At 69.4% G+C, this 24,060-nt stretch carries 26 protein-coding genes; 17 read left to right on the top strand and 9 right to left on the bottom strand.

The annotated features are described in order from the left end of the window. The first annotated feature begins 499 nt into the window (after window positions 1-499). Both glpX and wrbA read left to right on the top strand, forming a co-directional pair. Window positions 500-1,522: a class II fructose-bisphosphatase gene (glpX, locus tag F8S09_RS09880; protein WP_152871304.1), complete on the top strand. Its 1,023-nt coding sequence runs from the start codon at window positions 500-502 to the stop codon at window positions 1,520-1,522. A gap of 72 nt (window positions 1,523-1,594) precedes the next feature. Then, the gene (wrbA, locus tag F8S09_RS09875) at window positions 1,595-2,197 is read left to right on the top strand and encodes an NAD(P)H:quinone oxidoreductase (protein ID WP_152871303.1); all 603 of its coding nucleotides are present in this window, start codon (window positions 1,595-1,597) and stop codon (window positions 2,195-2,197) included. Window positions 2,198-2,251: 54 nt separating this feature from the next. Here wrbA and F8S09_RS09870 read toward each other — a convergent pair whose 3' ends face one another. Together F8S09_RS09870 and F8S09_RS09865 are read right to left on the bottom strand one after the other, a co-directional pair. Next, on the bottom strand, window positions 2,252-3,340 hold the full coding sequence (locus F8S09_RS09870) for a hypothetical protein (protein WP_227978606.1): 1,089 nt from the start codon (window positions 3,338-3,340) through the stop codon (window positions 2,252-2,254). 33 nt (window positions 3,341-3,373) lie between these two features. Beyond that, window positions 3,374-4,123, bottom strand: a complete 750-nt coding sequence (locus tag F8S09_RS09865) for a metallophosphoesterase family protein (RefSeq protein ID WP_322618697.1) — start codon at window positions 4,121-4,123, stop codon at window positions 3,374-3,376. Between the two features lie 45 nt (window positions 4,124-4,168). On the opposite strand from F8S09_RS09865, the gene dcd reads away from it, so the two are divergent. From dcd to F8S09_RS09845, 4 genes are all read left to right on the top strand, one after another. Continuing rightward, on the top strand, window positions 4,169-4,732 hold the full coding sequence (dcd, locus tag F8S09_RS09860; RefSeq protein ID WP_152871302.1) for a dCTP deaminase: 564 nt from the start codon (window positions 4,169-4,171) through the stop codon (window positions 4,730-4,732). Next, window positions 4,729-5,235 (top strand): GNAT family N-acetyltransferase, encoded by a 507-nt coding sequence (locus F8S09_RS09855; protein ID WP_322618696.1) that lies wholly within the window; start codon window positions 4,729-4,731, stop codon window positions 5,233-5,235. Before dcd ends, F8S09_RS09855 begins: the two co-directional genes overlap by 4 nt. Before the next feature lie 90 nt (window positions 5,236-5,325). Then, on the top strand, window positions 5,326-5,547 hold the full coding sequence (locus tag F8S09_RS09850; RefSeq protein ID WP_152871301.1) for a hypothetical protein: 222 nt from the start codon (window positions 5,326-5,328) through the stop codon (window positions 5,545-5,547). A gap of 67 nt (window positions 5,548-5,614) precedes the next feature. Further along, window positions 5,615-5,992, top strand: coding sequence for a DoxX family protein (locus F8S09_RS09845; protein WP_152871300.1), 378 nt, complete (start codon window positions 5,615-5,617; stop codon window positions 5,990-5,992). Window positions 5,993-6,054: 62 nt separating this feature from the next. Here the strand turns inward: F8S09_RS09845 and F8S09_RS09840 are convergent, their stop codons facing one another. Then, on the bottom strand, window positions 6,055-6,648 hold the full coding sequence (locus F8S09_RS09840; protein WP_152871299.1) for a DoxX family membrane protein: 594 nt from the start codon (window positions 6,646-6,648) through the stop codon (window positions 6,055-6,057). A 108-nt stretch (window positions 6,649-6,756) separates the two neighbouring features. Continuing rightward, window positions 6,757-7,197, bottom strand: a complete 441-nt coding sequence (locus F8S09_RS09835) for an acyl-CoA thioesterase (RefSeq protein ID WP_152871298.1) — start codon at window positions 7,195-7,197, stop codon at window positions 6,757-6,759. Between the two features lie 95 nt (window positions 7,198-7,292). Between F8S09_RS09835 and F8S09_RS09830 the strand changes: the two genes are divergently transcribed. From F8S09_RS09830 to F8S09_RS09820, 3 genes are all read left to right on the top strand, one after another. Further along, window positions 7,293-8,477, top strand: a complete 1,185-nt coding sequence (locus tag F8S09_RS09830; protein ID WP_152871297.1) for an acetyl-CoA C-acetyltransferase — start codon at window positions 7,293-7,295, stop codon at window positions 8,475-8,477. Between the two features lie 58 nt (window positions 8,478-8,535). Continuing rightward, window positions 8,536-9,207 carry an ankyrin repeat domain-containing protein gene (locus F8S09_RS09825; RefSeq protein WP_152871296.1) on the top strand — a complete coding sequence of 224 codons (672 nt, stop codon included), beginning with the start codon at window positions 8,536-8,538 and terminating at the stop codon, window positions 9,205-9,207. A gap of 276 nt (window positions 9,208-9,483) precedes the next feature. Further along, window positions 9,484-10,029: a hypothetical protein gene (locus tag F8S09_RS09820; protein ID WP_152871295.1), complete on the top strand. Its 546-nt coding sequence runs from the start codon at window positions 9,484-9,486 to the stop codon at window positions 10,027-10,029. 57 nt (window positions 10,030-10,086) lie between these two features. On the opposite strand, the gene F8S09_RS09815 is transcribed toward F8S09_RS09820, so the two are convergent. Together F8S09_RS09815 and aceE are read right to left on the bottom strand one after the other, a co-directional pair. Continuing rightward, window positions 10,087-11,976 carry a 2-oxo acid dehydrogenase subunit E2 gene (locus tag F8S09_RS09815; protein ID WP_152871294.1) on the bottom strand — a complete coding sequence of 630 codons (1,890 nt, stop codon included), beginning with the start codon at window positions 11,974-11,976 and terminating at the stop codon, window positions 10,087-10,089. Window positions 11,977-12,067: 91 nt separating this feature from the next. After that, on the bottom strand, window positions 12,068-14,797 hold the full coding sequence (gene aceE / locus F8S09_RS09810) for a pyruvate dehydrogenase (acetyl-transferring), homodimeric type (RefSeq protein WP_152871293.1): 2,730 nt from the start codon (window positions 14,795-14,797) through the stop codon (window positions 12,068-12,070). A gap of 94 nt (window positions 14,798-14,891) precedes the next feature. On the opposite strand from aceE, the gene F8S09_RS09805 reads away from it, so the two are divergent. The 7 genes from F8S09_RS09805 to F8S09_RS17995 all read left to right on the top strand — a co-directional run bounded on the left by F8S09_RS09805 (window position 14,892) and on the right by F8S09_RS17995 (window position 19,175). After that, window positions 14,892-15,791 (top strand): LysR family transcriptional regulator, encoded by a 900-nt coding sequence (locus F8S09_RS09805; protein WP_152871292.1) that lies wholly within the window; start codon window positions 14,892-14,894, stop codon window positions 15,789-15,791. 8 nt (window positions 15,792-15,799) lie between these two features. Beyond that, window positions 15,800-16,603, top strand: a complete 804-nt coding sequence (locus tag F8S09_RS09800; RefSeq protein WP_152871291.1) for a hypothetical protein — start codon at window positions 15,800-15,802, stop codon at window positions 16,601-16,603. Between the two features lie 311 nt (window positions 16,604-16,914). Next, complete coding sequence (locus tag F8S09_RS09795; protein WP_194165295.1) at window positions 16,915-17,136, top strand: ribbon-helix-helix domain-containing protein; 222 nt, start codon at window positions 16,915-16,917, stop codon at window positions 17,134-17,136. Beyond that, window positions 17,136-17,483, top strand: a complete 348-nt coding sequence (locus tag F8S09_RS09790; RefSeq protein WP_194165294.1) for a type II toxin-antitoxin system PemK/MazF family toxin — start codon at window positions 17,136-17,138, stop codon at window positions 17,481-17,483. The genes F8S09_RS09795 and F8S09_RS09790 overlap by 1 nt, the downstream gene beginning before the upstream one ends. 104 nt (window positions 17,484-17,587) lie before the next feature. Then, window positions 17,588-18,064, top strand: a complete 477-nt coding sequence (locus F8S09_RS09785) for an NUDIX hydrolase (protein ID WP_194165293.1) — start codon at window positions 17,588-17,590, stop codon at window positions 18,062-18,064. Continuing rightward, window positions 18,061-18,819 carry a class I SAM-dependent methyltransferase gene (locus F8S09_RS09780; protein WP_152871287.1) on the top strand — a complete coding sequence of 253 codons (759 nt, stop codon included), beginning with the start codon at window positions 18,061-18,063 and terminating at the stop codon, window positions 18,817-18,819. Before F8S09_RS09785 ends, F8S09_RS09780 begins: the two co-directional genes overlap by 4 nt. Next, window positions 18,804-19,175, top strand: a complete 372-nt coding sequence (locus F8S09_RS17995) for an AAA family ATPase (RefSeq protein ID WP_227978605.1) — start codon at window positions 18,804-18,806, stop codon at window positions 19,173-19,175. Before F8S09_RS09780 ends, F8S09_RS17995 begins: the two co-directional genes overlap by 16 nt. 104 nt (window positions 19,176-19,279) lie before the next feature. On the opposite strand, the gene F8S09_RS09770 is transcribed toward F8S09_RS17995, so the two are convergent. Then, the gene (locus tag F8S09_RS09770; protein WP_152871286.1) at window positions 19,280-20,152 is read right to left on the bottom strand and encodes an alpha/beta hydrolase family protein; all 873 of its coding nucleotides are present in this window, start codon (window positions 20,150-20,152) and stop codon (window positions 19,280-19,282) included. A 177-nt stretch (window positions 20,153-20,329) separates the two neighbouring features. Here F8S09_RS09770 and uvrB point away from each other — a divergent pair, with 177 nt between their 5' ends. After that, window positions 20,330-22,345 carry an excinuclease ABC subunit UvrB gene (uvrB, locus tag F8S09_RS09765; RefSeq protein ID WP_152871285.1) on the top strand — a complete coding sequence of 672 codons (2,016 nt, stop codon included), beginning with the start codon at window positions 20,330-20,332 and terminating at the stop codon, window positions 22,343-22,345. Window positions 22,346-22,406: 61 nt separating this feature from the next. Here the strand turns inward: uvrB and F8S09_RS09760 are convergent, their stop codons facing one another. Together F8S09_RS09760 and F8S09_RS09755 are read right to left on the bottom strand one after the other, a co-directional pair. After that, window positions 22,407-23,087, bottom strand: a complete 681-nt coding sequence (locus F8S09_RS09760) for a hypothetical protein (protein WP_152871284.1) — start codon at window positions 23,085-23,087, stop codon at window positions 22,407-22,409. Window positions 23,088-23,159: 72 nt separating this feature from the next. Then, window positions 23,160-24,038, bottom strand: coding sequence for a helix-turn-helix domain-containing protein (locus F8S09_RS09755; protein WP_194165292.1), 879 nt, complete (start codon window positions 24,036-24,038; stop codon window positions 23,160-23,162). Window positions 24,039-24,060: the final 22 nt, after the last annotated feature.

The raw sequence follows: 24,060 nt of genomic DNA, 5'->3' as shown, positions 1-24,060 counted from the left end.
CCTGTCACTGGCGGTTCCGGTGGTGCTGTGGCTGCTGCTGGTGTGGACGGGCGTGCTGCGGTAACGCGGATGGAGAGCGGCTTCTTCGGTCTCGTGGAGGTGCGGGAGGCGGCAATCCGGCGCTGGCGGATGGGCTGAGGCTGGTGCCCCGCGTGTGGGAAGGGCCAACCCAGGTGCCCCTCCCCGATCTGCAACGATGCTGCGGTCCCGAACCGGGAAAGGAGTATCCCGAGGCTGCCCAACGCTGGGAGGCCCGCGTGGCAGCTCTGGCCGCCCATATCCGCGCAGGAGGCCGCCTCGCGTCCCTGACCGTGCAGCGGCGGGGCGGCACCCTGTCCGTGCGGGACGGCAACCACCGGCTAGGTGTGCGGGAACGCCTGGGAGAAGCTGTGGCCTGGGTGGTCGTCTGGACGGTGCCCCGGAGACCTGACTCCCCCTGCATACATGCTGGAACCGCTCCCAACGCGGGTTTTCGGTGCGGGCGTGTTAGCTTCCAGCCATGACGGGCAAGCAGAAGGGGCAGGCGGGCACCCCGCCGGGGCCGGGGCGGGTAAGCAGTTTTGAGCATGCGCTGGTGCTGGAAACCGCGCGGGTGACCGAGGGCGCGGCGCTGGCCGCGAGCCGCTGGGTCGGCATGGGCGACAAGAACGCGGTGGACGGCGCAGGCACCGAGGCCATGCGCGAGCTACTGAACTCGCTCGACATCCGGGGCCGGGTGGTGATCGGGGAAGGCGAGATGGACGAGGCCCCGATGCTCTACATCGGCGAGGAGCTGGGGCGCGGGCAGTACGAGGTGGATATCGCGGTGGACCCGGTGGAGGGCACCAGCGTGACTGCCAAGGGGCTGCCCAACGGCCTGGCCGTGATCGCCCTGTCCGAGCGCGGCGGCCTGATGCACGCGCCCGACTGCTACATGGACAAGCTGGTGGTTCCGCCCCCCGCCGCTGGGCGGGTGCACCTGGACTGGCCGGTGGAGGCCAACCTTGCGGTGCTGGCGCAGAGCCTGGAGCGCGACGTGGAGGACCTGCTGGTCACCATTCTCGACCGCGAGCGGCACGCCGACCTGATCCGCAAGGTCCGGGCGGCGGGCGCCCGCGTGAAGCTGATCGGAGACGGGGACGTGGTCGCCAGCCTCGCCGTGGGCGTGCGCGGCACCGGGGTCCATGCGCTGATGGGCTCGGGCGGCGCTCCCGAAGGTGTGCTCTCGGCGGCAGCGATGAAATGCCTGGGCGCGGAAATCCAGGGCCGCTTTATCCCCGAGGACGACGCCATGCGGGAACGGTTCGCACAGATGGGCGTGGACGAAAAGAGGGTCTACAAAACCGACGAACTCGCGCCTGGTCAGCAAATCGTCTTCTCCGCGACCGGCATCACCTACGGCGAACTGCTCAGCGGCGTGCGGCGCTTCGGCGGCGGCGCCCGCACCCACACCCTGGTCATGGGCTACGCCACCCGCGTGGTGCGCTTTATCGACACCGTTCACCTCGAAGACGACTCCGCCCGCGTGACCATCCGCGTCTGACCCCCAGACCCCTCCTGGGATGACAGATCGCTTAATGTTGAACTATTTGGCCGGGTGGAGTAAGCTGGGGTCATGACGAACCCGGTTCGAATGACGATCCTGTACTACTCGACCTACGGCACCAACCACCAGATGGCGGAGGTAGCCGCCGAGGCCGCCCGCGAGGCCGGGGCCGAGGTGCGCGTGGTCAAGGCCCGCGAGACGGCCCCGCAAAGCGTGGTGGACGGCCAGGAGGCGTGGAAGGCGCAGCAGGAGCGCACCGCCCACATTCCCGAGGCAACCGCCGACGACATGCAGAGCGCGGACGCGATCCTGATCAGTGCGCCGACCCGCTGGGGGGGCACGCCCAGCCAGCTGCGCGTCTTTATCGACACCCTGGGCGGCCTGTGGGCCACGGGAGCGCTGGCGAACAAGACCTTCAGCGCGATGACGAGCGCCCAGAACCCCCACGGCGGGCAGGAAACCACCCTGCACACCCTGTACTACATGGCAGCCCACTGGGGCGCGATCATCGTGCCCCCCGGCTATACTGACCCCGCCATCTTCGCCTCGGGCGGCAACCCCTACGGCGCGAGCGTGACTGCCAACGGCCAGCCGCTGAGCGAGGAGGACAAGGCCTCCATCCGCCACCAAGTCCGGCGCCAGCTCGAGATCACCCGCAAGCTCCAGGGCTGAGGCCAGGGGCTGGGCACGCGCTCCGGGAAGCCCCCGGAGCGCGTTTTGCTGTCTTCAGCGGAGGTAGAGGTCGCGGAAGTACGGCCCCCGTGGGTCGGCCTGGGCACGTAGGGAGGCGAGGGGAAGCGTGACCGTCTCCGCGCAGGCGGTCACGACGTGCGGCAGGCTCGTGGGCGTGAGTGCCAGACCCTGCGGGGTGAGGTGGGCGGTGAGGGCCAGGTCCCGTCCGGTCAGCACCTCCCGGCACTCGGCGTCCGCGCCGCTGCGGGCGAGATAGAGGGCGGACAGTCGCGCGGGCGTCAGGCCCGGCCAGATCGCTGGAATGAGTACCGGGCGGCCCGTGGCGCGGTCGAGGATCAGGCCCACGTCGAAGTTGTCGGGGTGGGCGCCGCCGCAGTAGTAGCCCGCGTTCTCGAACAGGCTGACGAGTCGGGACCGCTGGATGGTGACCCGGACCGCCAGTGCATAGGCGTCCTCGCCCACCCCCTCCAGCCCCGCCCGGCAGTCCAGGGCGTTCGCGGCGTGTTCGAGTTGCCGGTCTTGCAAGGCCACGTTCAGGGCGGCGCTTCCTCCCGGCACGCGTGGGTAGCGTACGCCGCTCAGCGGCTCCCGGATGCGGGCGCCCCCGGCCTCCTCCACCCACGCCCGGTTGAGCTTGAGGAAGGTGAGGGGATCAGAGCCTCGCAGCCGCCGCAGGCCGGGGGAGTCGGGGAGGTTAAGGGGCAGGCGCGTCACGTCCAGCGGGGCGAGCGCGACGGGGAGGGTCCTCCGCCCGTCCGGGCTGGTCCAGCTTCCCCGCAGTCCTGCACCGGCCCGCTCAAGACGCAGGCAGCCCGTGACCTTCGTGCCCGCGAGCGTCCAGACCTCCTCGCGCAGGAGCAGCCTCTCGCCCTGACGGGTCGGCACGAGGCCGAGGTCCACGCCCCACCGCTCGTAGAAGTAGCGGGCGCCCTTGGCGTCGTCACCCGGACCCAGCCGCAGGGCGATGGGCTGACCGCCGAGCGTTCCCCGGAAAACGCCGGGGGCTACCCAGGAGGGAGAGCCCGCCGCCCCCTGGCACGCGTCCACCTTCCCCTGGGCCACCCCGGACGAGGCCAGTGCCAACCCCACGACCACTCCCGTCACCTTGAGCCGAACACGCATGGAACCAGCATACGTCTGCCCCCCCTACCGGAATCACCCGCCCCGCACATCGAAGGTGCCCGAGCGGAGCAGCGCGGCCTCGCCCTCCCCGAACGGGCTGTGCGACTGCGACCAACGCACCGCCGCCTCCACGTCATACTCCACAGCGCGGAAGTCCACCGTCCAGTGCCCCGAACAGCGCTCCAGCAGGGTCCAGCGGGCGCGGGGGTCCCCGTCCACCTGATCGCTGACGGCGCCTGCGTTCACGACGAGCGTATCGCCCACCCGCGTCGCGCCGGGGCGGTGGGTATGGCCGCACAGGACCACCTCGGCGTTCAGCGGCGCGACGACGGCACGCAGGGTGCGGGGGTCACGGGCACGGTAGAAGCCTCTTCCCTCACCCTCCGACTGCCAGACCCACAGCAGGCTGTCCCAGGCGCTCTCCGGGGTGCCATGGCAGGCGAACACGCAGCCATCCGGCGTGCGGGCAGTCAGAGGAAGGGCCGCGAGCCGCGCCCGCGTCGCCGCGTCCAGTTGCGTTTCCAGCCAAGCGCCGTAGGCCCGTGAGAGTGCCGAGCGGCGCCCACCCGGCCAGAACTTCTCCTCATTGTTGCCGCGCACCTCCAGTGCCCCGGCCCGCGCCAGTTCGTACTGAAGGGCGGCGGCACGGGCCGGGTCTGCCGAGCCCTCCACCTGATCGCCCAGATTGACCACCAGGTCGGGCGACTCGGCCCGCAGCTCGCGCAGCACCGCCTCCAGCGCGGGAGCATTGCCATGAACGTCGCTGAGAACGGCCAGCCTCACCCGCGCAGGCTACCCCTTGCCCGGCCCCCCGCTACCATGCGGCGCATGAGCATCCTTCCCGACTGGCGCATCCGCGAGCTGGCCCACGCGGGCATGATCGAGCCCTTCGAGGACCGGCTGGTCCGCACCGCCAAGCAGGGCCACGTGATCAGCTATGGCCTGTCCAGCTTCGGCTACGACCTGCGCTGCGCCGACGAGTGGAAGGTGTTTACCAACGCGCACGGCAACACCATCGTGGACCCCAAGGCGTTCGACGAGCGGGCCTTTATCGACATCACGGCGCCGGAGATCATCATTCCGCCGAACTCGTTTGTCCTGGCCCGCAGCGTGGAATATATGAAAATCCCGGAGAATGTCATGGTCGTGGCCCTGGGAAAAAGCACGTATGCGCGTGTGGGCATTGTGGCAAATGTGACGCCTTTAGAGCCCGGCTGGGAGGGCCATGTCACGCTGGAGTTTTCCAACACCACGCCCCTCCCGGCCAAGATGTACGCCTTCGAGGGTTGCGTGCAGCTCCTGTTTTTTGAAGGCGAGCGGCCAGAAGTGACGTATGGCGACCGGGGCGGCAAATACCAGGGGCAGCAAGGCGTGACCCTGCCCCGGCTGTGATCCGCCCCCGCACGCCAGCCGACTTCCCCGCGCTGGAGCGGGCGCTGCGGGCGGTTCATGAGGCGGAAGGCTACCCCCGGCGCTGGCCCGCCGACCCGGCCGCGTGGTTCCAGCCTGCCGGAGCCCTGGGCGCGTGGGTGGCTGCCGTGCCGGGCAGCGAGGTCAGCGGCCACGTCCTCCTGCGCCCTCCACCTGCCGACGCCACGGCGCAGGCGGCGGCGGTAGCGACGGGCCTCCCGGTGCAGGGGCTGGCCTTCGCAGCGCGGCTGTTCGTGGTGCCCGCCGCAAGGGGCGTGGGGCTGGGGGCGGCGCTGCTGACCACGGCCCGCGAGGAGGCGCGGCGCCTGGGCCTCCTGGCCGCCCTTGACGTGGACACGGAGTCGCTGGCCGCCGTCGCCCTGTACGACCGGCTGGGCTGGCACCGGGTCGCCACCGTACCCGACGCCTGGCAGGTCGCGCAGGGGACGGACGCCTCCTTGCACGTCTACGTCGCGCCGGAGTGAGGCCGCCTCCCCCACGGCGCCGCGCCATCTCTAAATCCGGCTTGAGGTTTTCGGCGGCTGCCACGCCGGGCGGACTGTCAGGCTGCCCCCATGCCGGACAAAGACGACAAGAACAAGGGCCACACCAGCCAGCCTGGGGAGTACGAGCGCAACAGCAAGGAAGTCCACGAGCGCGACAAAGGCGGCAAGCCTTCCTTCAAGGGCGTCAACGACCGCGAGGCGGGAGGTGCCCGCAACACCGAGCACGACGGCCACAAGGAGCAGCAGGACGTAGAGGAAGCCCGCAGCGTTCCCGCGAGCAACCAGGGCTGAACGCGATCACACACAGGGTCAGGCTCTCAGGTCTGGCCCTTCTCCATGCCAGACTGGAGGGCTCTCCATGACCACCGAAGTCTCCCGCCCCACCCCCGGCGTGCTGGCCCTCGCGGCGCTGTTCGTGGGGGCGGGCGCCCTGCATTTCATCGCTCCGCGTCCCTTCGACCGGATCGTGCCGCCGGGGCTGCCCATCCCCGCCCGAACGGCCACCCTGCTCAGCGGCGCGGCTGAGGTCGTGGGCGGGCTGGGACTGCTGCACCCGGCGACCCGGCCTGCGGCCCGCTGGGGCCTGCTCGCGCTGCTGGCCGCCGTCTTTCCCGCAAACGTGCATATGGCGCAGCACCCACAGCGCTTCCAGCCCCTGCCGGGGTGGGCGCTGTGGGCACGCTTGCCCCTCCAACCGCTGCTGATGTGGGCGGTCTGGCGGGCTGGGCGCCGCTGACCAGTCTGAGCAACCAGGAAGCCGCCCACCTCTCAACGGGTGGGCGGCTTCCTGGCAGGATCTTAAGTGGTGCGTGGGGGCTGAGGAACTTGAATGTCGCGGACCTTCTGCCTGGGGACACTGATCACGCCGAGCTTCGGCAGCACCCAGCGGTCCAGGCCCCACCATCCGGCCACCCGCCACGCCAGCACCAGCCAGGTGGCCAGGATGAACAGGATGGGGTTACTCGAGAGGGTCCCCGCGAGCAGGAAGTTCGCGTTCATCAGGCCGCCGAAGAAGGCGGCGACGCCCGTCAGCAGGCCCAGGATCAGGGCGATGCCCACCGCCACCTCCCCGAAGGCCACGAGGTAGGAGAACAGGGTCGCGTTGGGCAGGGCAAAGTTCTCGATGAACGAGCCGTACCAGCCCGACACCGAGGGCCGCTCGCCCGTGGTCTTGGCCAGGGCACCTTGCAGGAAGCCGGTCACGGCGGTTCCAGCCTGCGGACCGACCCAGGCGGGATCGGTGACCTTGTGCCAACCGGCGTTCAGCCATTGCCAGCCGACGTAGATGCGCAGGATGGCCCACAGGGGCGCGAGGCGGGTGTCGGCGAACAGAAACTGCGAGATGCCGGGCTCGGTGACGATGCGGGTGGGGGCAGATGTCGGGGCAGTCATAGGAATCTCCTCCTGGGATACGAGGCTGAGGGCTTCCGTGAAATCACTCCTGGGAACACGCCCCGTGCCTCTATGGGCTCAGGGTCACCCACCCCCATTACCAGGGCATTACTTGCCGGTGAGCAGGGAGTCCAACGCGGTGAGCAGGGAGTCCGGCAGCGGCACCGGCCGCCTCGTTCCCCGGTCCACGTACACATGCACGAAATGCCCCTGGGCGCAGGCCGCGTCCTCTCCCTCCCGGAAGACCGCCAGCTCATAGCGCACGCTGCTGCGCCCGAGGTGCGCCACGCGCACGCCCACGCTCAGGAGGTCCGGAAAAGCGGCCGGGGCGAAAAAGGCGCAGCCCGTCTCCACGACCAGCCCGATCACGGCCCCCGCCTGCACGTCCAGAGCCCTCCGCGCAGCGAGGTAGGCGTTCACGGCGGTGTCGAAATAGGCGTAATAGGTGACATTGTTGACGTGGCCGTACACGTCGTTGTCGGCCCAGCGGGTCGGGGTGGGGTGGTGGTGGGGGTAGTTGGCGCGGGTGTGCGGGACAGGCCGGGTCATGCAGGCAGCGTACTGGAGCCGTTCGGGCGCCGGAGCTGTTCGGGGGGCAGGGACGACCCGGCCGGGCAGTGACGCCCCCGCGTTAGATTGCCCCCATGAGCAAGGCAGACACTCTAGTCATTACGGCGGCGCGGCGCACGCCCATCGGCAGCTTCATGGGCACCCTCGCGGACGTCTCGGCGGTGGACCTCGGCGTGACGGCGACGCGGGCGATCCTGGAAGGCGTGAACCCGGACGAGGTCGCGGACGTGATCGTCGGCAACGTGTTGCAAGCCGGACAGGGCATGAATGTGGCGCGGCAGATCGCCATCAAGTCCGGCCTGCCCCACCACGTGCCGGGGCAGACGGTCAACCGGGTCTGCGGCTCGGGCCTCCAGGCGGTCGTGAGCGCCGTGCAGGGCTTGAAATCGGGCGACGGTCAGCTCTACCTCGCGGGCGGCACCGAGAGCATGAGCGGCGCCCCCTTTCTGCTCCCCCGCGCCCGGCAGGGCTACCGCCTGGGGCATGTGCAGGCGCTCGACTCCATCCTCTCGGACGGCCTGACCGACGTGTTCCACGACGTGCACATGGGCATCACCGCCGAGAACATCGCCGAGGACTGGAACCTCTCGCGGGAGGAGCAGGACGCGTTTGCGGTGGAAAGCCAGCGCCGGGCGGCGGCGGCCACCGAGTCGGGGGCCTTCGTGGACGAGGTTATCCCTGTCGAGGTTCCCGGCAAGAAGGGACCGACCCTCTTCGAGAAAGACGAGTACGTGCGCCCCGGCACCACCGCCGAGACGCTCGCCAAGCTGCGCCCCGCCTTCAAGAAGGACGGCACCGTGACGGCCGGAAACGCCTCGGGCCTGAACGACGGCGCGGCGATGCTGGCCGTGACGACCGAGGGCTACGCGCGGGCGAACAGCCTGCCCATCCTGGCCGAGATCACGAGTTACGCGGCCATCGGGGTGGACCCCCGCATCATGGGCATTGGTCCGGCGAAGGCCGTGCCCGTCGCGCTGGAGCGGGCAGGCATGAGCGTCAGTGACGTGGACCTCTTCGAATTGAACGAGGCCTTTGCCGCCCAGAGCCTCGCGGTGGTGCGCGACCTCGGGGTGGACCCCGCGCAGGTCAACGTGACGGGTGGGGCCATCGCGCTGGGGCATCCCATCGGGGCGTCGGGCGCCCGCGTGCTCGTGACCCTGATTCACGCGCTGCGCCGCTCGGGCAAGGAGACTGGGGTCGCCAGCCTGTGTATCGGCGGCGGCATGGGCATCGCAATGGTGGTGCGGGCACGGGGCTGACCACGCAGCCGGAGCGGGGGCCAGGGCGGAGGCTCTGGCCCCCGCTACCCTGGGGCGCATGACCCTCGACGCCCAGACGGCCCTTTTCCAGGCGATTCACGCGAACAACGAGGAGGGGGTGCGCCTCCTGATCGCGGCCGAACCGGAACTGCTGACCGCCCGCAGCCCCAGCGGCCTCTCTCCCGTCCTCTTCGCCGCGTATTACGTTCGTCCCCGGATCGTGCGCCTGCTGGTGGAGGCCGGAGCGCCGCTGAGCGTGTACGAGGCGGCGGCCACCGGGGAAGTGGGCACGCTCAAGGCCCATCTGGACGCCGACCCGGAGGGGGTGAATGGCCTCAGCCCCGACGGGTTCTCCCCGCTGGGGCTGGCCGCCTTCTTCGGCCACGAGGAGACAGCCGCCGAACTGCTGGAGCGCGGGGCGGACCCGAACCGGCCCAGCGAGAACCCGATGCGGGTGCGGCCCCTGCACTCGGCCGCCGCTGGAAATCACACGGGCCTGGCCCGGCGACTGATCGCGGCGCGAGCGGACGTCAACGCCCCGCAGCAGGACGCCTTCACGCCGCTGATGGCGGCGGCGCAGAATGGCAACGCCGAGCTGGCCGAACTTCTGCTCGCGGCGGGGGCCGATCCGGCGGCCCACACGGCGGACGGACGGGACGCGGCGGACCTTGCCCGCGAGGAGGGGCACGCGGCGCTAGCGGACCGATTGGCGGGGGCGCTGCTCGGCTGAGGCGAGGAGGGATGGCGGTCCCCCCAGCTCAGTCCTGACCCCTACGGCTGCCTTCCCATCCGTTCCCGAATCGGGAAAGCGCTGACAGGGGAACTCCTTTTCCGGCGACCGTTTGGGTCCTGCTCGCTCTGCTTCGCAGCCCCGCAAGTCCGCTCGGGTTGAACAGTTCGAGGAACTGCTGGGCCAGAATCCGTATCACCCCATGAGGCCCGCCGCGCACGAGCCTCAAGGAAGCCGGAATGGCAGACACCGGGTGCACGGGCGGACACTGGGTTTATGACTGATCCCCGAGATGGCCGCCCCGACGAGGACCTCCAACGCCAGACCCCGATGCCCGTGAACGAGCTGACGGGCCAGCCGGATTCCCGCACGGGCTTTCAGACCCACGACCCCAAAGACACGCACCAGGGCGTGTACACCACCACGCCCACCGAGGACCGGGTGGCCAGCGCCGACGAGGGCAAGGACGTGTCCCTCCCGCCGGTCGATCCCGCCGCCGTGACGCACCAGTTCGACCACCTCGCCACCCGCGACCCGGAGGCGATGGAGCATGCCCCCCAGGCCCCCGATTACGCCGGGGCCGAGACGGTCGCGGGCATCGGGATCGACGGCACGGTCGTGGACCGCCTGATTCCGGCGGGAGTCGACGCGGGCGTCAGCGCCAGCGTGGTGAGCAACTACGACCGCCTGGGCGGGGCCATTGACCCCAACCCCGGCTATGTCCCCCCCAGCCAGCAGACGGTGCCGCACATCGGGGAACAGCCCGGTGACCTGCCGTCCGGCGCTCCGGCTGAACTGCGCGAGGACGTCGAAGGCCGCTGACAATCCTGTAATGGGAAGCCCCCGCCGAGGCTCGGCGGGGGCTTCTCGTGCCGACGGTTACAGGCTGATCAGGAACGGGTCTTCCAGCGTCTCGCACACGAAGCGCAGGAAGCGGGCCGCGTCCGCGCCGTCAATCAATCGGTGGTCGTAGGTTAGGCTGAGGGGCAGCATGTTGCGGGGCTCAAAGCTCCCCGTCTCCTTGTCCCAGACCGGCTCCATGCCTCCGCGCGACACGCCCAGAATGGCAACTTCCGGGCTGTTCACGATAGGCGTGAAGCCGGTGCCCCCAATCCCGCCGAGATTGGAGATGGTGAAGGTCGCCCCCTGCATCTCGTCGGGCTTGAGCTTACGCTCGCGGGCGCGTTCGGCCAGTTCGCTCAGCTCCAGCACGATCTCGGTGATGCTCTTGCGGTCAGCGTCCTTGAGGACGGGCACGAGCAGGCCCTGGGGCGTGTCCACCGCCACACCGAGGTTGACGTACTCCTTGTAGATGACCTGCTGCGCGGCCAGGTCGAGCGAGGCGCCGAACTTGGGGAACTTCCGCAGGGCGTTTGCCACGACCTTCATCAGGATGTGGGTCATGGTGAGCTTGCCGCCCGCCTTCTCGACCCGCGCCCCGAACTGGCGGCGCGTCTCCTCCATGCGGGTCACGTCCGCCTTGTCGAAGTGTGTGACCATCGGGATGGTCGTCCACGAGGTTGTCATGGAGCGGATCGTCGCCTTGCGGATGCCGCTCATGTCCTCGCGGCGCACGCTGCCCCACTTCTCGAAGTTGGGGAGGGGCGCGGCCTGGGCGGGCGCGGGCGCCGCAGTCGCAGGAGCCGGGGCCGGGGCCGGGGCCGCCCCAGGCTGGGTGCTGGCGGCTGGCCGCTGACCGCCCCCGGCTGCCTGCCGCACGTCTTCCTCGCTGATGCGCCCGGCGATGCCCGTACCGTGAACGTCGTGGATGTCCACCCCGATCTCGCGGGCCATCCGGCGCACGCTGGGCGCGGCGGGAATGATCTGGCGGCCGTCGTAGGTCTGGGTGTCGTAGGGCCGCTGGGCACCGGGCGCCTGGGTGGCGGCCGACTGGGTGGGCGTGCGCTCGCCCGTGGGCGGTGTGCTCCCCGTGCTTCCGGCCTGCTCCTTCTGCGCCTCCTGCTGGGCCTGGGCGACCCGGCTGGCGGTGCCCGGCTGCGGAGCCGTGGCCGACACGTCGGGTTCAGCAGCGGGAGCGGAGGCCGATGCTGTGGCTGCCGAAGCCTGACCGCCGCCCAGCGTCAGAATCACGCCGCCCACCTTCACGGTGTCACCCACGTTCACGCCCACGCTCTCGACGGTGCCGGACGCATTCGACGGAACCTCGACCACGGCCTTGTCCGTCTCGATCTCGATGACGGGCTGGCCCTCGCTGACCTGGTCGCCCGGCTTGACGAGCACCGTCACCACTGTCCCCTGCTCGATGTTGTCGCCCACGTCGGGGAGGGTGACCTGAGCGCCCGCCGACGCCCCACCGGTGGCGACTGGCGACTGGGAACTGGCGACTGAAGCGCCTCCGCCCGTCCCCGCCTGCTCCTTCTGCGCCTCCATCTGCGCCTGCGCGACCCGGTTGGCGGTGTCGGGGTCGCTTGCCACCGTCGGCGCGTCCGGCTCAGCGGAGGGGGTGCCGGGCGCGGGGGTCTGCCCACCCTGCGCGTCGCCGCCTCCCCCATCGCTCGCCGGGGCCGAAGTGCCGCCCCCCAGCGTCAGAATCACGCCGCCCACCTGCACGGTGTCCCCCACGTTCACGTTGACGGCCTCGACGGTGCCGCCCGCGCTGGCCGGAACCTCCACGACCGCCTTGTCCGTCTCGATCTCGATGATGGGCTGGCCTTCCTCGACCGTGTCGCCCGGCTTCACGAGGACTGTCACCACGGTGCCCTGTTCGATGTTGTCGCCCACGTCGGGCAATTTGAGTTCTGTCGCCATGTTGGACGCTCCTTGCTTGAGAGGGCCATCAGCTCTCAGCGATCAGCCATCAGCATAGGCAGCTGATCGCGGAAGGCTGATGGCTGACGGCTTAACGCAGGACGGGGGCTTCCCGCTCGGGGTCGATACCGAGGTCCGCGATGGCCCTCGCCACCACGTCGCCCTTGACCTTGCCGTCGCGGTGCAGGGCGTAGAGGGTCGCCAGCACGACATGCTTGGCATCCACCTCGAAGAAGTCGCGCAGTTCCTCGCGGGCCTCACTGCGCCCGAAGCCGTCGGTGCCCAGCGTCCAGACCTTGCGGTCGAGGTGCCCGTTCAGGCCGTCAGCGCCCAGCTTCACGTAGTCGCTCACCGAGACGATCACGCCGGGCGCGTTCTCCTTGCTCAGTTGCGAGGCGACGTAGCTGGGGCGCGGCTCCTCCTGCGGGTGCAGCATGTTGCGCCGCTGGGTCAGCAGAGCGTCCTGGTGCAGTTCCTTGTAGCTGGTGACGCTCCACACATCGGCGGCGACCCCGTAGCCCTCCAGCAGCGTGACGGCTTCCAGCGCCGCGCCCATCGCCGGGCCGCTGGCGAGAAGCTGGGCGCGGAGCTTGGCCTTGGTGTTTCCGCTCTTCTGGAAGCGGTACAGCCCGCGCAGGATGCCGTCTCGAATCTCCTCGTGCGGGCGGCCGTCTTCCGGCATGGGGGGCTGGACCTCGTTCTCGTTGTCGATGGTGACGTAATAGAACTCGTCGAGTCCGTCCACATACATCCGCTGAATGCCCGCCTCCACGATCACGGCGAGCTCGTAGGCGAAGGCGGGGTCGTACACCTTGAGGTTGGGCACGACGTACGCCTGGAGCAGCGAGTTGCCGTCCTGGTGCTGGAGGCCCTCGCCCGCCAGGGTGGTACGCCCGGCCGTCGCCCCGAACAGGAAGCCGCGTGCCCGCTGGTCGGCGGCCGCCCACACCAGGTCCCCGATGCGCTGCATCCCGAACATGGAATAGAAGACGTAGAAGGGGATGGTGGGCACGCCGTGGTTGGCGTAGCTTGTCGCCGCCGCGATCCACGAGGCCATCGCGCCGTCCTCGGTGATGCCTTCTTCGAGCATCTGGCCGTCGGTGCTCTCCTTGTAGGCCATCAGCGAGCCGAAGTCGACGGGCTGGTAGGTCTGCCCACGCGGCGAGTAGATGCCGATGCGGGGCACCAGCGCGTCCATCCCGAAGGTGCGGGCCTCGTCGGGGACGATGGGCACGACGAGCTTGCCGATCTCCTTGTCGCGCAGCAGCTTGCTCAGGATCTGCACGGCGGCCATCGTGGTGCTGACCGCGCGGCCTTTGCTCCCGGCCGCGAATTCCTCGTAGAACTCGCCGGTCGGGACGGTGGGGTGGGGGTAGTCCACGATCCGCTCAGGGACAAAGCCGCCCAGCGCCTCCCGCCGCTCCAGCATGTACTTGATTTCGGGGCTGTCCGCGCCGGGGTGGTAGAAGTCCAGATGTTCGACCTGCTCGTCGGTGAGGGGCAGTTCCAGCAGGGTCCGCAGGGTCTTGAGCGCGTCGAATTCCAGCTTCTTGACCTGGTGGGCGACGTTGCGGGCCTGCGCCGTCTCGCCCAGGCCGTAGCCCTTCACCGTGCGGGCGATGATGACGGTCGGGCTGCCCTCATGCTTCACGGCACGGTCGTAGGCCGCGTAAATCTTGTGGATGTCGTGCCCGCCCCGGTTGAGCAGTTCGAGATCGGCGTCGGACCAGCCCTCGATCAGTGCCTGAAGCTCGGGCGTGTTGAAGAACTTCTCGCGCAGCTCCTTGCCGCCGAAGGCCGCGTAGCGCTGCGACTCGCCGTCCACCAGTTCCTCGAACCGCTTGACGATGGTGCCGTTGTAGTCCTTCGCCAGCAGCTCGTCCCACTTGGAGTCCCAGACCACCTTGATGACGTTCCAACCTGCCCCCCGGAACAGGGCCTCGAACTCCTGAATCACCTTGGAGTTGGCCCGCACCGGCCCGTCGAGGCGCTGGAGGTTGGCGTTCAGGACGAAGACGATGTTGTCGAGGTTCTCGTAGGCGGCGAATCTGAGCGCCCCTACCGACTGCGGCTCGTCCATCTCGCCGTCGCCCAGGAAGGCCCAGACCTTCGCGTTCCCCTTCGGCTTCAGGCCCCGGTTTTCCAGGTACTTGATGAAGCGGGCCTGATAGATCGCTTGGATGGGGCCGAGGCCCATGCTGACAGTCGGGAACTCCCAGTAGTCGGGCATCAACCAGGGGTGCGGGTAGGAGGACAGGCCGGGGCCGTTCGGGCTGAGCTCACGCCGGAAGTTGTTCAGCCGCGCCTCGTCGAAACGGCCTTCCAGAAAGGAGCGGGCGTACACGCCGGGGCTGGCGTGCCCCTGGAAGAAGATCAGGTCGCGGTCCGGCCCGGCCCCGTGCCCCCGGAAGAAGTGGTTGAAGCCCACCTCCAGCAGCTCGGCCGAGGACGCGTAGGTCGAGAGGTGCCCGCCGATGCCGTCACTCTTCTTGTTCGCCTTGACGACCATCGCCACGGCGTTCCAGCGGATCGCGTTGCGAATCTTGCGCTCCAGCTCGGCGTCGCCGGGGTAATCGGGCTGCGCGTCCGCGTCGATGGTGTTGATGTACGGCGTGTTCTGCTTGAACTGAATCGGCGCCCCGTGGAAATAGGCGTAGTGGTCGAGGTCTTCGAGCAGTTGCGCGGCCCGGTCGTCGCCCGCGTCGGCGAAGACGTAGGCGAGCGAGTCGAGCCACTCCTGCTTCTCGACCTCGTTGAGCTTCTCGCGCTCCTGCGGCGGCAATCCCGCACGCGGGGGACGGTTCGGCGGCGATGTTGTCATGCGGTCAGTCTAGGCCCCCCGATTGCCCGCTTCCAACAGGGCAAAGTGAAGGGACTGACCACCCGCAGTGGTCGGTGTGGCAGGCTGGGCGGTGATGGAACTCCGGCACCTCCGCCACTTCGTCGCCCTCGCGGAAGAGGGGCACTTCGGCCGCGCCGCCGAGCGGGTCTTTGTGGTGCAGCAGGCGCTGTCGAACTCCATCAAGAATCTGGAGGACGAGGTAGGCGTGCCGCTGGTGCGCCGGACCACCCGCCGGGTACAGCTCACGCCCGCCGGGGAGGAGTTTCTGGTGGGCGCCCGTCAGACCCTCGCGCTCGCGGCGCAGACGGTCGAGGGGGCGCGGCGGGCGGCGCGGGGCGAGGTCGGGCGGCTGACGCTGGGCTTCGTGAGTGGGCTGGCGTTCGGGGGCCTCCCGGAGATCGTGCGGGTCTTCCGCGAGCGCTTTCCGGAGGTCAGTGTGGACCTGCGCGAACTCACCGCCCAGGAGCAGGAGGCGGGGCTGCGCGGCGGCACGGTGGACCTGGGGCTGATGCTGCTGCCCGTGCGCGATCCCTCGCTCAGCTCGCGTCCGCTGTGGCGGCAGCCGCTGGTGGCCGCGCTGCCCGCCGGGCACCCGCTGGCGACGCGGGCCGAGTTGGAGATCGGGGACCTCGCGGGCGAGCCCTTCGTGTTTTTCCCCCGGCACCTGCGGGCGACCTACTTCGATCAGGTCATGCGCTGGACCTCGGGTGCGGGCTACACGCCGGGGGTGGTGCAGGAAGCGATCGAGGTGCCCACCCTGCTCTCGCTGGTCGCGGCGGGAATCGGCGTCTTTTTGCCCATCCGCTTTTTCGAGTCGCTGGCCCTGCCCGGCGTGGTCTACCGCCCGGTGCGGGACGCACCCCTGATCGAGATCGTGGCCGTGTGGCGCGGCGGCGGGGAGGTCAGTCCAGTGGTGGGGAGCTTTCTGGAGGTGGCCGCAGAAGTGCTCGGCAGCGGGCAGGCCAACCCGTAACCTGACCCATGCTCCTCTCCCCCACCGACTTGCCCACCGAAGTCCTGATCCTGGGTAGCGCCCACCTGACTACGTTGACGCCCGACTCGGCGCTGCGGCGCACACTGGAGCGGCTGGAAGGGTGGAAGCCGGATGCGGTCTGTGTCGAGAACCTGCCCGGCGAGAGCGTGCAGAGCTACCGCACCGAGGGCGGCGAGTACCTGAAGTTGCAGTGGAGCAGTTTCGGCCCAGCCCTGCGCCTGGAAGCCGCCGCCCGCCCGCTGCGGGGCTGGTCCCGCCGGGACGCCGAGGCCCTGGCCCTGGACCCCCAGACCCCGCCCACCGCGCGGGTGCTCGCGTGGGTGCTGGCGCTGGAGCCGTTCAACGCGCTGCTGGCCTGGACACCCGACCTCGCGTTGCCGGAACCGCTCGGCGGCCTGCTGCGCGAGTACGCGGCCCACCCCGGCGAGGTTCACCGCATCGCCGTGCCACTGGCGCGGGCGCTGGGGCACCGCCGCCTTTACCCGTTCGACGATTTCACGGATACCCGCATCGAGCCGCAGCTCCCGGCCATCGAGCGGCTCTGGGAGAGCGAACCCTCCCGCGCCAGCATCCAGAACCATCCCATGATGCTGGAGATTCCCCAGCAGGGACAGGCCGCGCGGGAGGCGGACGACTACTGGCACTACCTGCGCTACGTCAACAGCCCGGCGGTCGTCGAGCAGAGCTTGGACCTGGAGGTGGGGAGTTACCTGCGTCACCCTCTGCCCGGCGGCGAGCACCGCAGCAAGGTGGCCGACTGGGACGCCCGCAACCTGTTCATGGCGGCCTAGCTGCGGATTGCCACCGCCCAGCACCCCGGCGGGCGCGTGCTGGCGCTGGTCGGGGCGGCGCACAAGGGGCCGCTGGAGCAAGCCCTCCTGGCCCTGGCTCCCGACGTGCGACTGGTCGCCCTGGGGGAACTGGAGGCTTGATACGGATTCTGGCGCCATGCCGTTTTCCCTTCCCCTCGGGCTGGGTCTCGCCGCTCCTGCCCACCCCCGACCAAGGTTCCCGCGCCTGGCCTCCCGAAATCCTCGTGGGCCACACAACCTCAATCGTCATCAAGGAATTTATCCACATGTTCATGTGGTACGTTATCCACATGAAGACCGTGCAGATGACCATCGACGACGCTCTGCTGGCGGCGGTGGACGAGGCTGTAGCGGCAGGACAGGAAACCCGCAGCGCCTTTATCCGCGCGGCCCTGCAAGCAGAACTGAAGCGTCGCCGGAACAGCGCGTTGGAAGAAGAACACCGGCAGAGCCACCTGGAACAGCCGGACGACGACGTATGGCGCCCCGCGCGGCGGGCCTGGGGGGACTGATGCCCCGTGCCTGGAGGCGCGGCGACATCTGCTGGTGCGACGTGGACAAGCGGCGTCCCGTCGTCATCCTGACCCGTGACGCACTCATTCCCCACCTGAGCAATGTCACGGTCGCGCCCCTGACCACACGGGTGCGCGGCATCGCCTCACAGGTGGTGCTAGACACCTTTGACGGCGTGCCGGAACGCTGCGCGATCAGCCTGGACAATCTCCAGACCATCCCGAAAGACGACCTGGGCGACTTCATTTCCTCACTGGCTCCCTTCCGGCTCAAGGAGATGCAGCGGGCGGCGATATTCGCTCTCGAGCTGGACGCCCTGGGGGAGGAGTTGGGAGGGAGGAGCTGACGTTCTCGACTTGCAGTTGGTCGCCCTGGAAGAATTGAAGGCCTGACCCCTCCCCCGCCATCTGGCCGATGCTCCCGCGCCCGGCCCCGCCCCACACTGGCGCGGTGACCGATCTCAGACTGCCGCTTCCCGGTGGGGGCCTGTTGGCCCTGCGCGTGGCCCTGCTGTGCCTGGACGGTGGGCGGCTGCTCACCTGCTGGGACCACCGGTATCCCGACTTCCTGGCCCTTCCAGGCGGCGCGGTGCAGGCCGGGGAGAGCAGCGAGGCCGCCGCCCGCCGCGAATGGCACGAGGAAACCGGCCTGGGTGCGGGCGAGGTGCAACTGGCCGGGGTGGTCGAGAACTTCTTCGACTGGGAGGGCGCCCCCGCGCACGAGCTGGGCTTTTACTACCGCATCTCGCCGTCCGCCCTGCCCGTCGCCCCCTGCCCGGTGCGGGACAATCCCGACGTGGAACTGCGCTGGCTGCCGCTGTCTGAACTGGGCGAGCACACCGTCTATCCGCTGTGCCTGCCCGAGCTGCTGCGGGTGCCGACGGGGCAAGTGCGGCATTTCGTGGTGGACGAGCGGAGCCGGGCATGACCGGGAATCCTGAATACAACGACCCCCGCCTCGTCCCCCTCTATGACCTCCAGAACCGTTGGGGCGCCGACGACGACTTTTTTCTGGCGCGGGCGAACGAACAGCCGGACAGCCGCATCCTCGATCTGGGCTGCGGCACGGGCCGCCTGACGGTGGCGCTGGCGCAGGCCGGGCACCGGGTCACGGGCATCGACCCCGCCCGCGCCTCCCTGGACGCGGCGCGGCGGAAACTGGGGGCGGAGGCCGTGAACTGGATTCACGGCACGGCGCAGGACGCTCCGGGCGCCGCGTTCGACCTCGCGCTGATGACCTCGCACGTCGCGCAGATTTTCGTGGAGGACGCGGAGTGGGCTGGAGTGCTGGGCCAGCTTCACCGCGCCCTGGTCCCCGGTGGGCGGCTGGTCTTCGATTCACGCGACCCGACCGCGCGGGGCTGGGAGGTGTGGGATTCGGGCGATGAGCGCGACCGCCTGATCCTGCCGGATGGTCGGGAACTGGACACCTGGACGCGGGTGGAGCGGGTCGCAGATGGCCGCGTGACCTTCGTGGGCTACACGCATTTTCTGGCCTCGGGGGAGACGGTCGTGGACCGCAGCACCCTGCGCTTCCGCACCGAGGCCGAACTGCACCGGAGTCTCGGGGCCGCTGGATTCGAGGTGGAGCGCGTTTACGGCAGCTGGCATGGGGAGCGCGTGGGCGAGGGGTGCGGCGAACTGGTCATCGTGGCGAGGAAACCGGAGTGGAGCGCGTCCTGATCGTCGGCAGCCCCGGCGCGGGCAAGAGCACCTTCGCCAAGCGGCTGGCAGAGCGCACGGGCCTCCCCCTCGTGCATCTCGACGACCTGTACTGGGAGAGGGGGTGGAAGCCGGTCGAGCGGGAGCGGTGGCTGTCGCGCCTCTCAGACGCGCTCGTGGGCGATCGCTGGATTCTGGACGGGAACTTTTCGAGCACGCTCCTCCGGCGGGCGTACCGGGCCGATACGGTCATCTTCCTGAAGCTGCCGCGCCTGCGGTGCCTCTGGCGGGCCTTCTGGCGCGAGCGGCTGGGCACGTACCCGCACGGCGAGCATCCCCCGAAGTGGCCCTCGCAGGCGCTACTGCTGGACATCTGAGGCTTTCCTCCTCAGGCCGAATGGCAACTGGCCCAACTGCGAACGGTGCCAGGGCTGCGGCTGGTCGTGTTGCGGGGTGATACGGAGGTGGCGGAGTTTTTGCGTCAGGAGTTCCCGCCCGCGTGCCGCTCCAGCCACTCCGCTGCGATGGGCCACAGCGTCCGCGACTCGCGCCGGAAAAAGCCCATGTGACCGATGCGGCTCAGGCCATGCTCGGCAGGGACAAGGGTGCGCTTCTCGGCGTGGAGGGCCATCTTCGTGAAGACACGAATCATGTCGTCCACGTTGGCAGTGACGGCGATGTCGTCGTCGGCAGCGTTCAGCCACAGGCTGGGAATGTCCAGGGCGCCGTAAAAATGTTCGCCCACCTCGCGCCCGAAGCCGGTTTCCACGTAGCCCCGGCCCAGGCACCAGCGTGCCCACTGCGCTCCGACCTCGCGCGGCAGGGGACCGCCCATCCCGACCAGATCGGTGCGCGAGTATCCCACGGCGCGGTTGCTGGCGGGAATGATGACCCGCATGAATGCCTCGGCCTGGGCGCGGTAGGACAGCGGCATGTTCGCAATCCGGCCCGACGACCCCGCCACCGCCAGCAGCGAGGAGAGCCGCTCCCCGTTCGGCATCAGCCCGGCAAGTTGCCCGCCCGCGCTGTGGCCGATCAGGTGGTACCTCGCGCCCGGAACCTGCCGCGTCAGCTCGTCCAGGGCGGCAGGCAGATCGTTCGCGCCCCAACTGACCAGCGAGGCCGGACAGTCGCGCAAGTGTCCTGTCCGCGATTCCCCGATGCCCTGAACATCAAAGCTCAGCACGCCGTAGCCCTCGCCTGCCAGGTACTCCGCGAAGGCATGGTAAAAGCGCCGTTCTATCCCCGTTGCCGGAGCCAGCAGAACTGCCCCGACCGGCGGCTGGGCGGGCATGTACAGGCTGGCAGCGAGCGCATGACCTGCCGGGGTGGGGATGCTGAGGGCCGTGGGCATGGGGGATAGTTTGACCCGGTTCAAGTGACCTGTCACTCCGCTCCCTCCACTTTGCCAGGGGGTCGGGCACTCCTCTCAGCCGCGCCTCCCCCCTCCCAGGCTCCCGCGCTGCGCAGAGCAAGGAGGCTCCGCCATCCCACTTACCTTCCCCTTACGCTGGAGGCGTAAACTGGAGGGATGCTACGGGTCAAGTCAGACTTCACACCGTCCGGTGACCAGCCCACCGCCATCAGGTCGCTGGTCGATGGCCTGGAGTCCGGCCTGCGCTTCCAGACCCTGCTGGGGGCGACGGGCACCGGCAAGACCTACTCCATGGCGAAGGTCATCGAGGAGACGGGCCGCCCCGCCCTCATCATGGCGCCCAACAAGATCCTGACCGCGCAGCTCGCCTCCGAGTTCCGCGAGTTCTTCCCGGACGCGGCGGTCGAGTTCTTCATCTCGTACTACGACTACTACCAGCCTGAGGCGTACGTGCCGGGCAAGGACCTCTTCATCGAGAAGGACGCCGCCATCAACCAGGAGATCGAGCGGCTGCGGCACTCCACCACCCGCAGCCTGCTCACGCGGCGCGACACCATCGTGGTGGCGTCGGTGTCGTGCATCTACGGCCTGGGGGACCCCAAGGAGTACACGGCGCTCAACGCAGTGCTGAAAAAGGGCGGCGCCATGCCCCGCGACGAGCTGCTGGGGCGGCTGGTGAACATGCAGTACGAGCGCAACGATATTGAGATGATGCCGGGCCGCTTCCGGGTCAAGGGCGAGACGGTCGAAGTCTGGCCCGCCTACGACGAGCAGCCCCTGCGGATCGAGATGTGGGGCGACGACATCGAGCGCATCTCTGTGGTTCATCCCCTCACCGGAGACCGGCTGGCCGACCTTGACGCGACCGTGATCTACCCCGCCAAGCATTACGTCTCCTCGGCGGGCAATATCGAGCGGGCCATCGTGACGATTCAGGAGGAGCTGGACCAACGGCTCGAATACTTCAAGTCGGTGGGCAAGCTGCTGGAGGCGCAGCGGCTCAAGGAGCGCACCCTCTACGACCTGGAGATGCTCAAGGTGCTGGGCTACTGCTCGGGCATCGAGAATTACTCGCGGCACATCGACGGGCGAACGCCGGGGGCCATGCCCTACACCATGCTGGACTACTTCCCGGACGACTTCGTGACGTTTATCGACGAGTCACACGTGACGGTCCCGCAGATCGGCGGGATGGCGAACGGCGACCGGGCGCGAAAGCAGACGCTGGTGGACTACGGCTTCCGGCTGCCGTCCGCAATGGACAACCGGCCCCTCAACTTCGACGAGTTCCTGTCCAAGACTGGGCAGACCGTGTTCGTCTCGGCCACCCCCGGCCCCTTCGAGCGGCAGGTCAGCGACTCGGTGGCTGACCAGATCATCCGCCCGACCGGGCTGGTGGACCCGCCCGTCAGCGTACGCCCAATTCAGGGCCAGATCGAGGACCTGCTGGGCCGGGTGCGCGAACGGGCGGCGAAGGGCGAGCGCACGCTGGTCACCACCCTGACCAAGCGCATGTCCGAAGACCTCACCGAGTACCTGCTGGAAAAGGGCGTCAAGGCGAGGTACATGCACTCGGACATCGACAGCGTGGAGCGGCAGGTCATCATCCGCGACCTGCGACTGGGGCACTACGACGTGCTGGTGGGCATCAACCTGCTGCGCGAGGGCCTCGACCTGCCGGAAGTCTCGCTGGTGGCGATTCTGGACGCGGACAAGCCGGGCTTCCTCCGCAGCGAGCGGGCGCTGATTCAGACCATCGGCCGCGCGGCCCGCAACGTGAACGGCGAGGTGATTCTCTACGGCGATACGGTGACCCCGGCGATGGAATACGCGATGGAGGAAACCCGTCGCCGCCGCGAGAAGCAGGTCGCCTACAACGAGGAACACGGCATCACGCCGACCACCGTTCGCAAGGGCGTGCGCGACGTGATTCGGGGCGAGGAACAGCCAGACGAGGTCAGCTCCGAGAATGTGGGCGACGACCGCGACGCGCTGGCCGCCCAGCTCACCGACCTCGAACTCGACATGTGGCAGGCGTCGGAAGACCTCGACTTCGAGCGGGCCGCCTCGCTGCGCGACCAGATTCGCGCCATCGAGGCCAAATTGCAGGGCAAGGAGTTCAAGCAGGCGACGGTGCCGGGGCAGAAGGTGCGGCGCAAGGGGCGGCGGTAGGCTTCTCGCAGCGGGGCAAGGGCCGCCTCCCTGTGTCGGGGCGGCCCTCTCCTCTGGAACCTCAGCGGCGGGTCAGCTTGCACTCGCCCACGCCGAACAGCGGCGCGTAAATGCCGCGCAGGGCGGTCAGCATCGCTTCACGCCCGTTGGGCTGAGCGGTTCCGGCGGTCCCGCCCACCGTGCCCGTCACCGTGTAGGTCTCGCCTTCCTCGCGCATCCGCAGCGAGAGGCCGCTGAAGCTGCGCCCGCCTGGATCGGCCAGCAGGAAGCAGAAGGTCAGCTCCTCCATCTCCGCCTCGGGGTCCGCGAGCAGGTCGTCTACCGAGGGATTGGGAATCACCGTCACCAGGGACTCGTCGGCGGCCCTCGCCACCATCAGGATCTGGGCCTCGCCCGCGCCCTGGGGTGTTCCGGCGAAAACGGCGTTGATCGCCCCCTGTCCCAGGCCGCCCGCCTGCCGCAGCCCTTCTTGAAAGAGCCGCTGCTCCTCGACCCGGAGCGGCCCCAGCACGAGTTCGGACCGGAAGGCCCGGCCCCGGTCGGTGCGGCCCTCCAGCAGCCACGTCTGCCCGTTCTGGAAGGGGACGGCGACGGCCGGAGTGGTGGCCGTCGCGGCAGCCGGAGCCGCCGACCGCAGCGGCGTGGCAGGAATGCTCTGCACGGTCGGGGGCGGGGCGAGCTGGGCGGCGGCCAGCGTACCCGGCGCGAGGGCCAGCAGGGCAGACAGGATCAGGCGGCGCATGGTCCAGCCTAGCCCGCCCAGGGGGGTGGCGCCCGGCGGGTTTACGCGAACGGGGGGCACATGAAGTCCGGCTCAAGGACCCCTGCCGCCGTCCGGGTGGCCGTCCTCCCGGTAGGCCTGCGGCGAGAGGCCGGTCGCTCCCTTGAACGCCCGGCTGAAGTGGAAGGGGTCGGCGTAGCCCAGCCGCGCAGCGATCTCCTTGACGCTCAGCGTGGTGAAACCCAGGAGCCGCCGCGCTTCCAGCACCCGGCGGTCCTGAATGACTTCCTTGGCGGGCTTGCCCAGCGCCGAGTGCGTCACCCGCGAGAGGGTGCGCGGCGAGAGGTTCAACGCCTGGGCATACTGGCCCACCTCGTGCCACTCGGTGAAGCGCCCTTCCAGCAGGGCCAGGAAGCGGGGCAGCTCGGCCCCCGCCGCCTCCCGTTCCAGCACGCCCGTCGCCTGCACCGCCCGGCGCACCAGCACGAGCAGGCCCTGCACCAGCACCCGCGCCAGCGCGAGGTCGCTCTCCCCCGCCCGCGCCCGCTCGTACTCGGCGTGCAGCAGCCCCAGCAGCGTCAGGGCCTGCGCCTGCACCTCCGGCGATACCGGGAGGGTCTGGTCACCGGGGGCGTAGTTGAAGAGGAGCTGGTCTCCTGCCGCGCCGGGCAGTCCCGCGAGCAGTTCCTCAGAGAACGACACCACGTACATCCCCAGTCCCTCGCCGTCCACGAAGGCGTGCACCTGCCCCCGCGCGATCAGGGTGACGCTGGGGGGCCGCAGCTCGGCGGGCCGACCGTCGATGGTGTGCCGCGCCCGGCCCGCGTGAACCCACAGCAGTTCCTGAAAGTCGTGGCGGTGCGGGCGAAAGACCTGTCCCGGTGCAGACTGCCAGTGCTCCAGCCGCTCCACGACCAGGGGCCGCGTCCCGTCTTTGAGGGGTACGTAGCGGGGACTGGGCGCGGAGGTCATGCCTGAGGTCACCTTAGCGGGC

Source organism: Deinococcus terrestris, from assembly GCF_009377345.1.
GTDB classification, from domain to species: domain Bacteria; phylum Deinococcota; class Deinococci; order Deinococcales; family Deinococcaceae; genus Deinococcus; species Deinococcus terrestris.
The sequence above is the reverse complement of the archived record's forward strand: the minus strand, read 5'-3'. Positions and strand labels throughout refer to the sequence as shown.

Coding starts and splice junctions, on each gene's coding strand:
- glpX (WP_152871304.1), top strand. CDS start 500: ATGACGGGCAAGCAGAAGGGGCAGGCGGGCACCCCGCCGGGGCCGGGG.
- wrbA (WP_152871303.1), top strand. CDS start 1,595: ATGACGAACCCGGTTCGAATGACGATCCTGTACTACTCGACCTACGGC.
- F8S09_RS09870 (WP_227978606.1), bottom strand. CDS start 3,340: ATGCGTGTTCGGCTCAAGGTGACGGGAGTGGTCGTGGGGTTGGCACTG.
- dcd (WP_152871302.1), top strand. CDS start 4,169: ATGAGCATCCTTCCCGACTGGCGCATCCGCGAGCTGGCCCACGCGGGC.
- F8S09_RS09850 (WP_152871301.1), top strand. CDS start 5,326: ATGCCGGACAAAGACGACAAGAACAAGGGCCACACCAGCCAGCCTGGG.
- F8S09_RS09845 (WP_152871300.1), top strand. CDS start 5,615: ATGACCACCGAAGTCTCCCGCCCCACCCCCGGCGTGCTGGCCCTCGCG.
- F8S09_RS09840 (WP_152871299.1), bottom strand. CDS start 6,648: ATGACTGCCCCGACATCTGCCCCCACCCGCATCGTCACCGAGCCCGGC.
- F8S09_RS09835 (WP_152871298.1), bottom strand. CDS start 7,197: ATGACCCGGCCTGTCCCGCACACCCGCGCCAACTACCCCCACCACCAC.
- F8S09_RS09830 (WP_152871297.1), top strand. CDS start 7,293: ATGAGCAAGGCAGACACTCTAGTCATTACGGCGGCGCGGCGCACGCCC.
- F8S09_RS09825 (WP_152871296.1), top strand. CDS start 8,536: ATGACCCTCGACGCCCAGACGGCCCTTTTCCAGGCGATTCACGCGAAC.
- F8S09_RS09820 (WP_152871295.1), top strand. CDS start 9,484: ATGACTGATCCCCGAGATGGCCGCCCCGACGAGGACCTCCAACGCCAG.
- F8S09_RS09815 (WP_152871294.1), bottom strand. CDS start 11,976: ATGGCGACAGAACTCAAATTGCCCGACGTGGGCGACAACATCGAACAG.
- aceE (WP_152871293.1), bottom strand. CDS start 14,797: ATGACAACATCGCCGCCGAACCGTCCCCCGCGTGCGGGATTGCCGCCG.
- F8S09_RS09805 (WP_152871292.1), top strand. CDS start 14,892: ATGGAACTCCGGCACCTCCGCCACTTCGTCGCCCTCGCGGAAGAGGGG.
- F8S09_RS09800 (WP_152871291.1), top strand. CDS start 15,800: ATGCTCCTCTCCCCCACCGACTTGCCCACCGAAGTCCTGATCCTGGGT.
- F8S09_RS09795 (WP_194165295.1), top strand. CDS start 16,915: ATGAAGACCGTGCAGATGACCATCGACGACGCTCTGCTGGCGGCGGTG.
- F8S09_RS09790 (WP_194165294.1), top strand. CDS start 17,136: ATGCCCCGTGCCTGGAGGCGCGGCGACATCTGCTGGTGCGACGTGGAC.
- F8S09_RS09780 (WP_152871287.1), top strand. CDS start 18,061: ATGACCGGGAATCCTGAATACAACGACCCCCGCCTCGTCCCCCTCTAT.
- F8S09_RS09770 (WP_152871286.1), bottom strand. CDS start 20,152: ATGCCCACGGCCCTCAGCATCCCCACCCCGGCAGGTCATGCGCTCGCT.
- uvrB (WP_152871285.1), top strand. CDS start 20,330: ATGCTACGGGTCAAGTCAGACTTCACACCGTCCGGTGACCAGCCCACC.
- F8S09_RS09760 (WP_152871284.1), bottom strand. CDS start 23,087: ATGCGCCGCCTGATCCTGTCTGCCCTGCTGGCCCTCGCGCCGGGTACG.
- F8S09_RS09755 (WP_194165292.1), bottom strand. CDS start 24,038: ATGACCTCCGCGCCCAGTCCCCGCTACGTACCCCTCAAAGACGGGACG.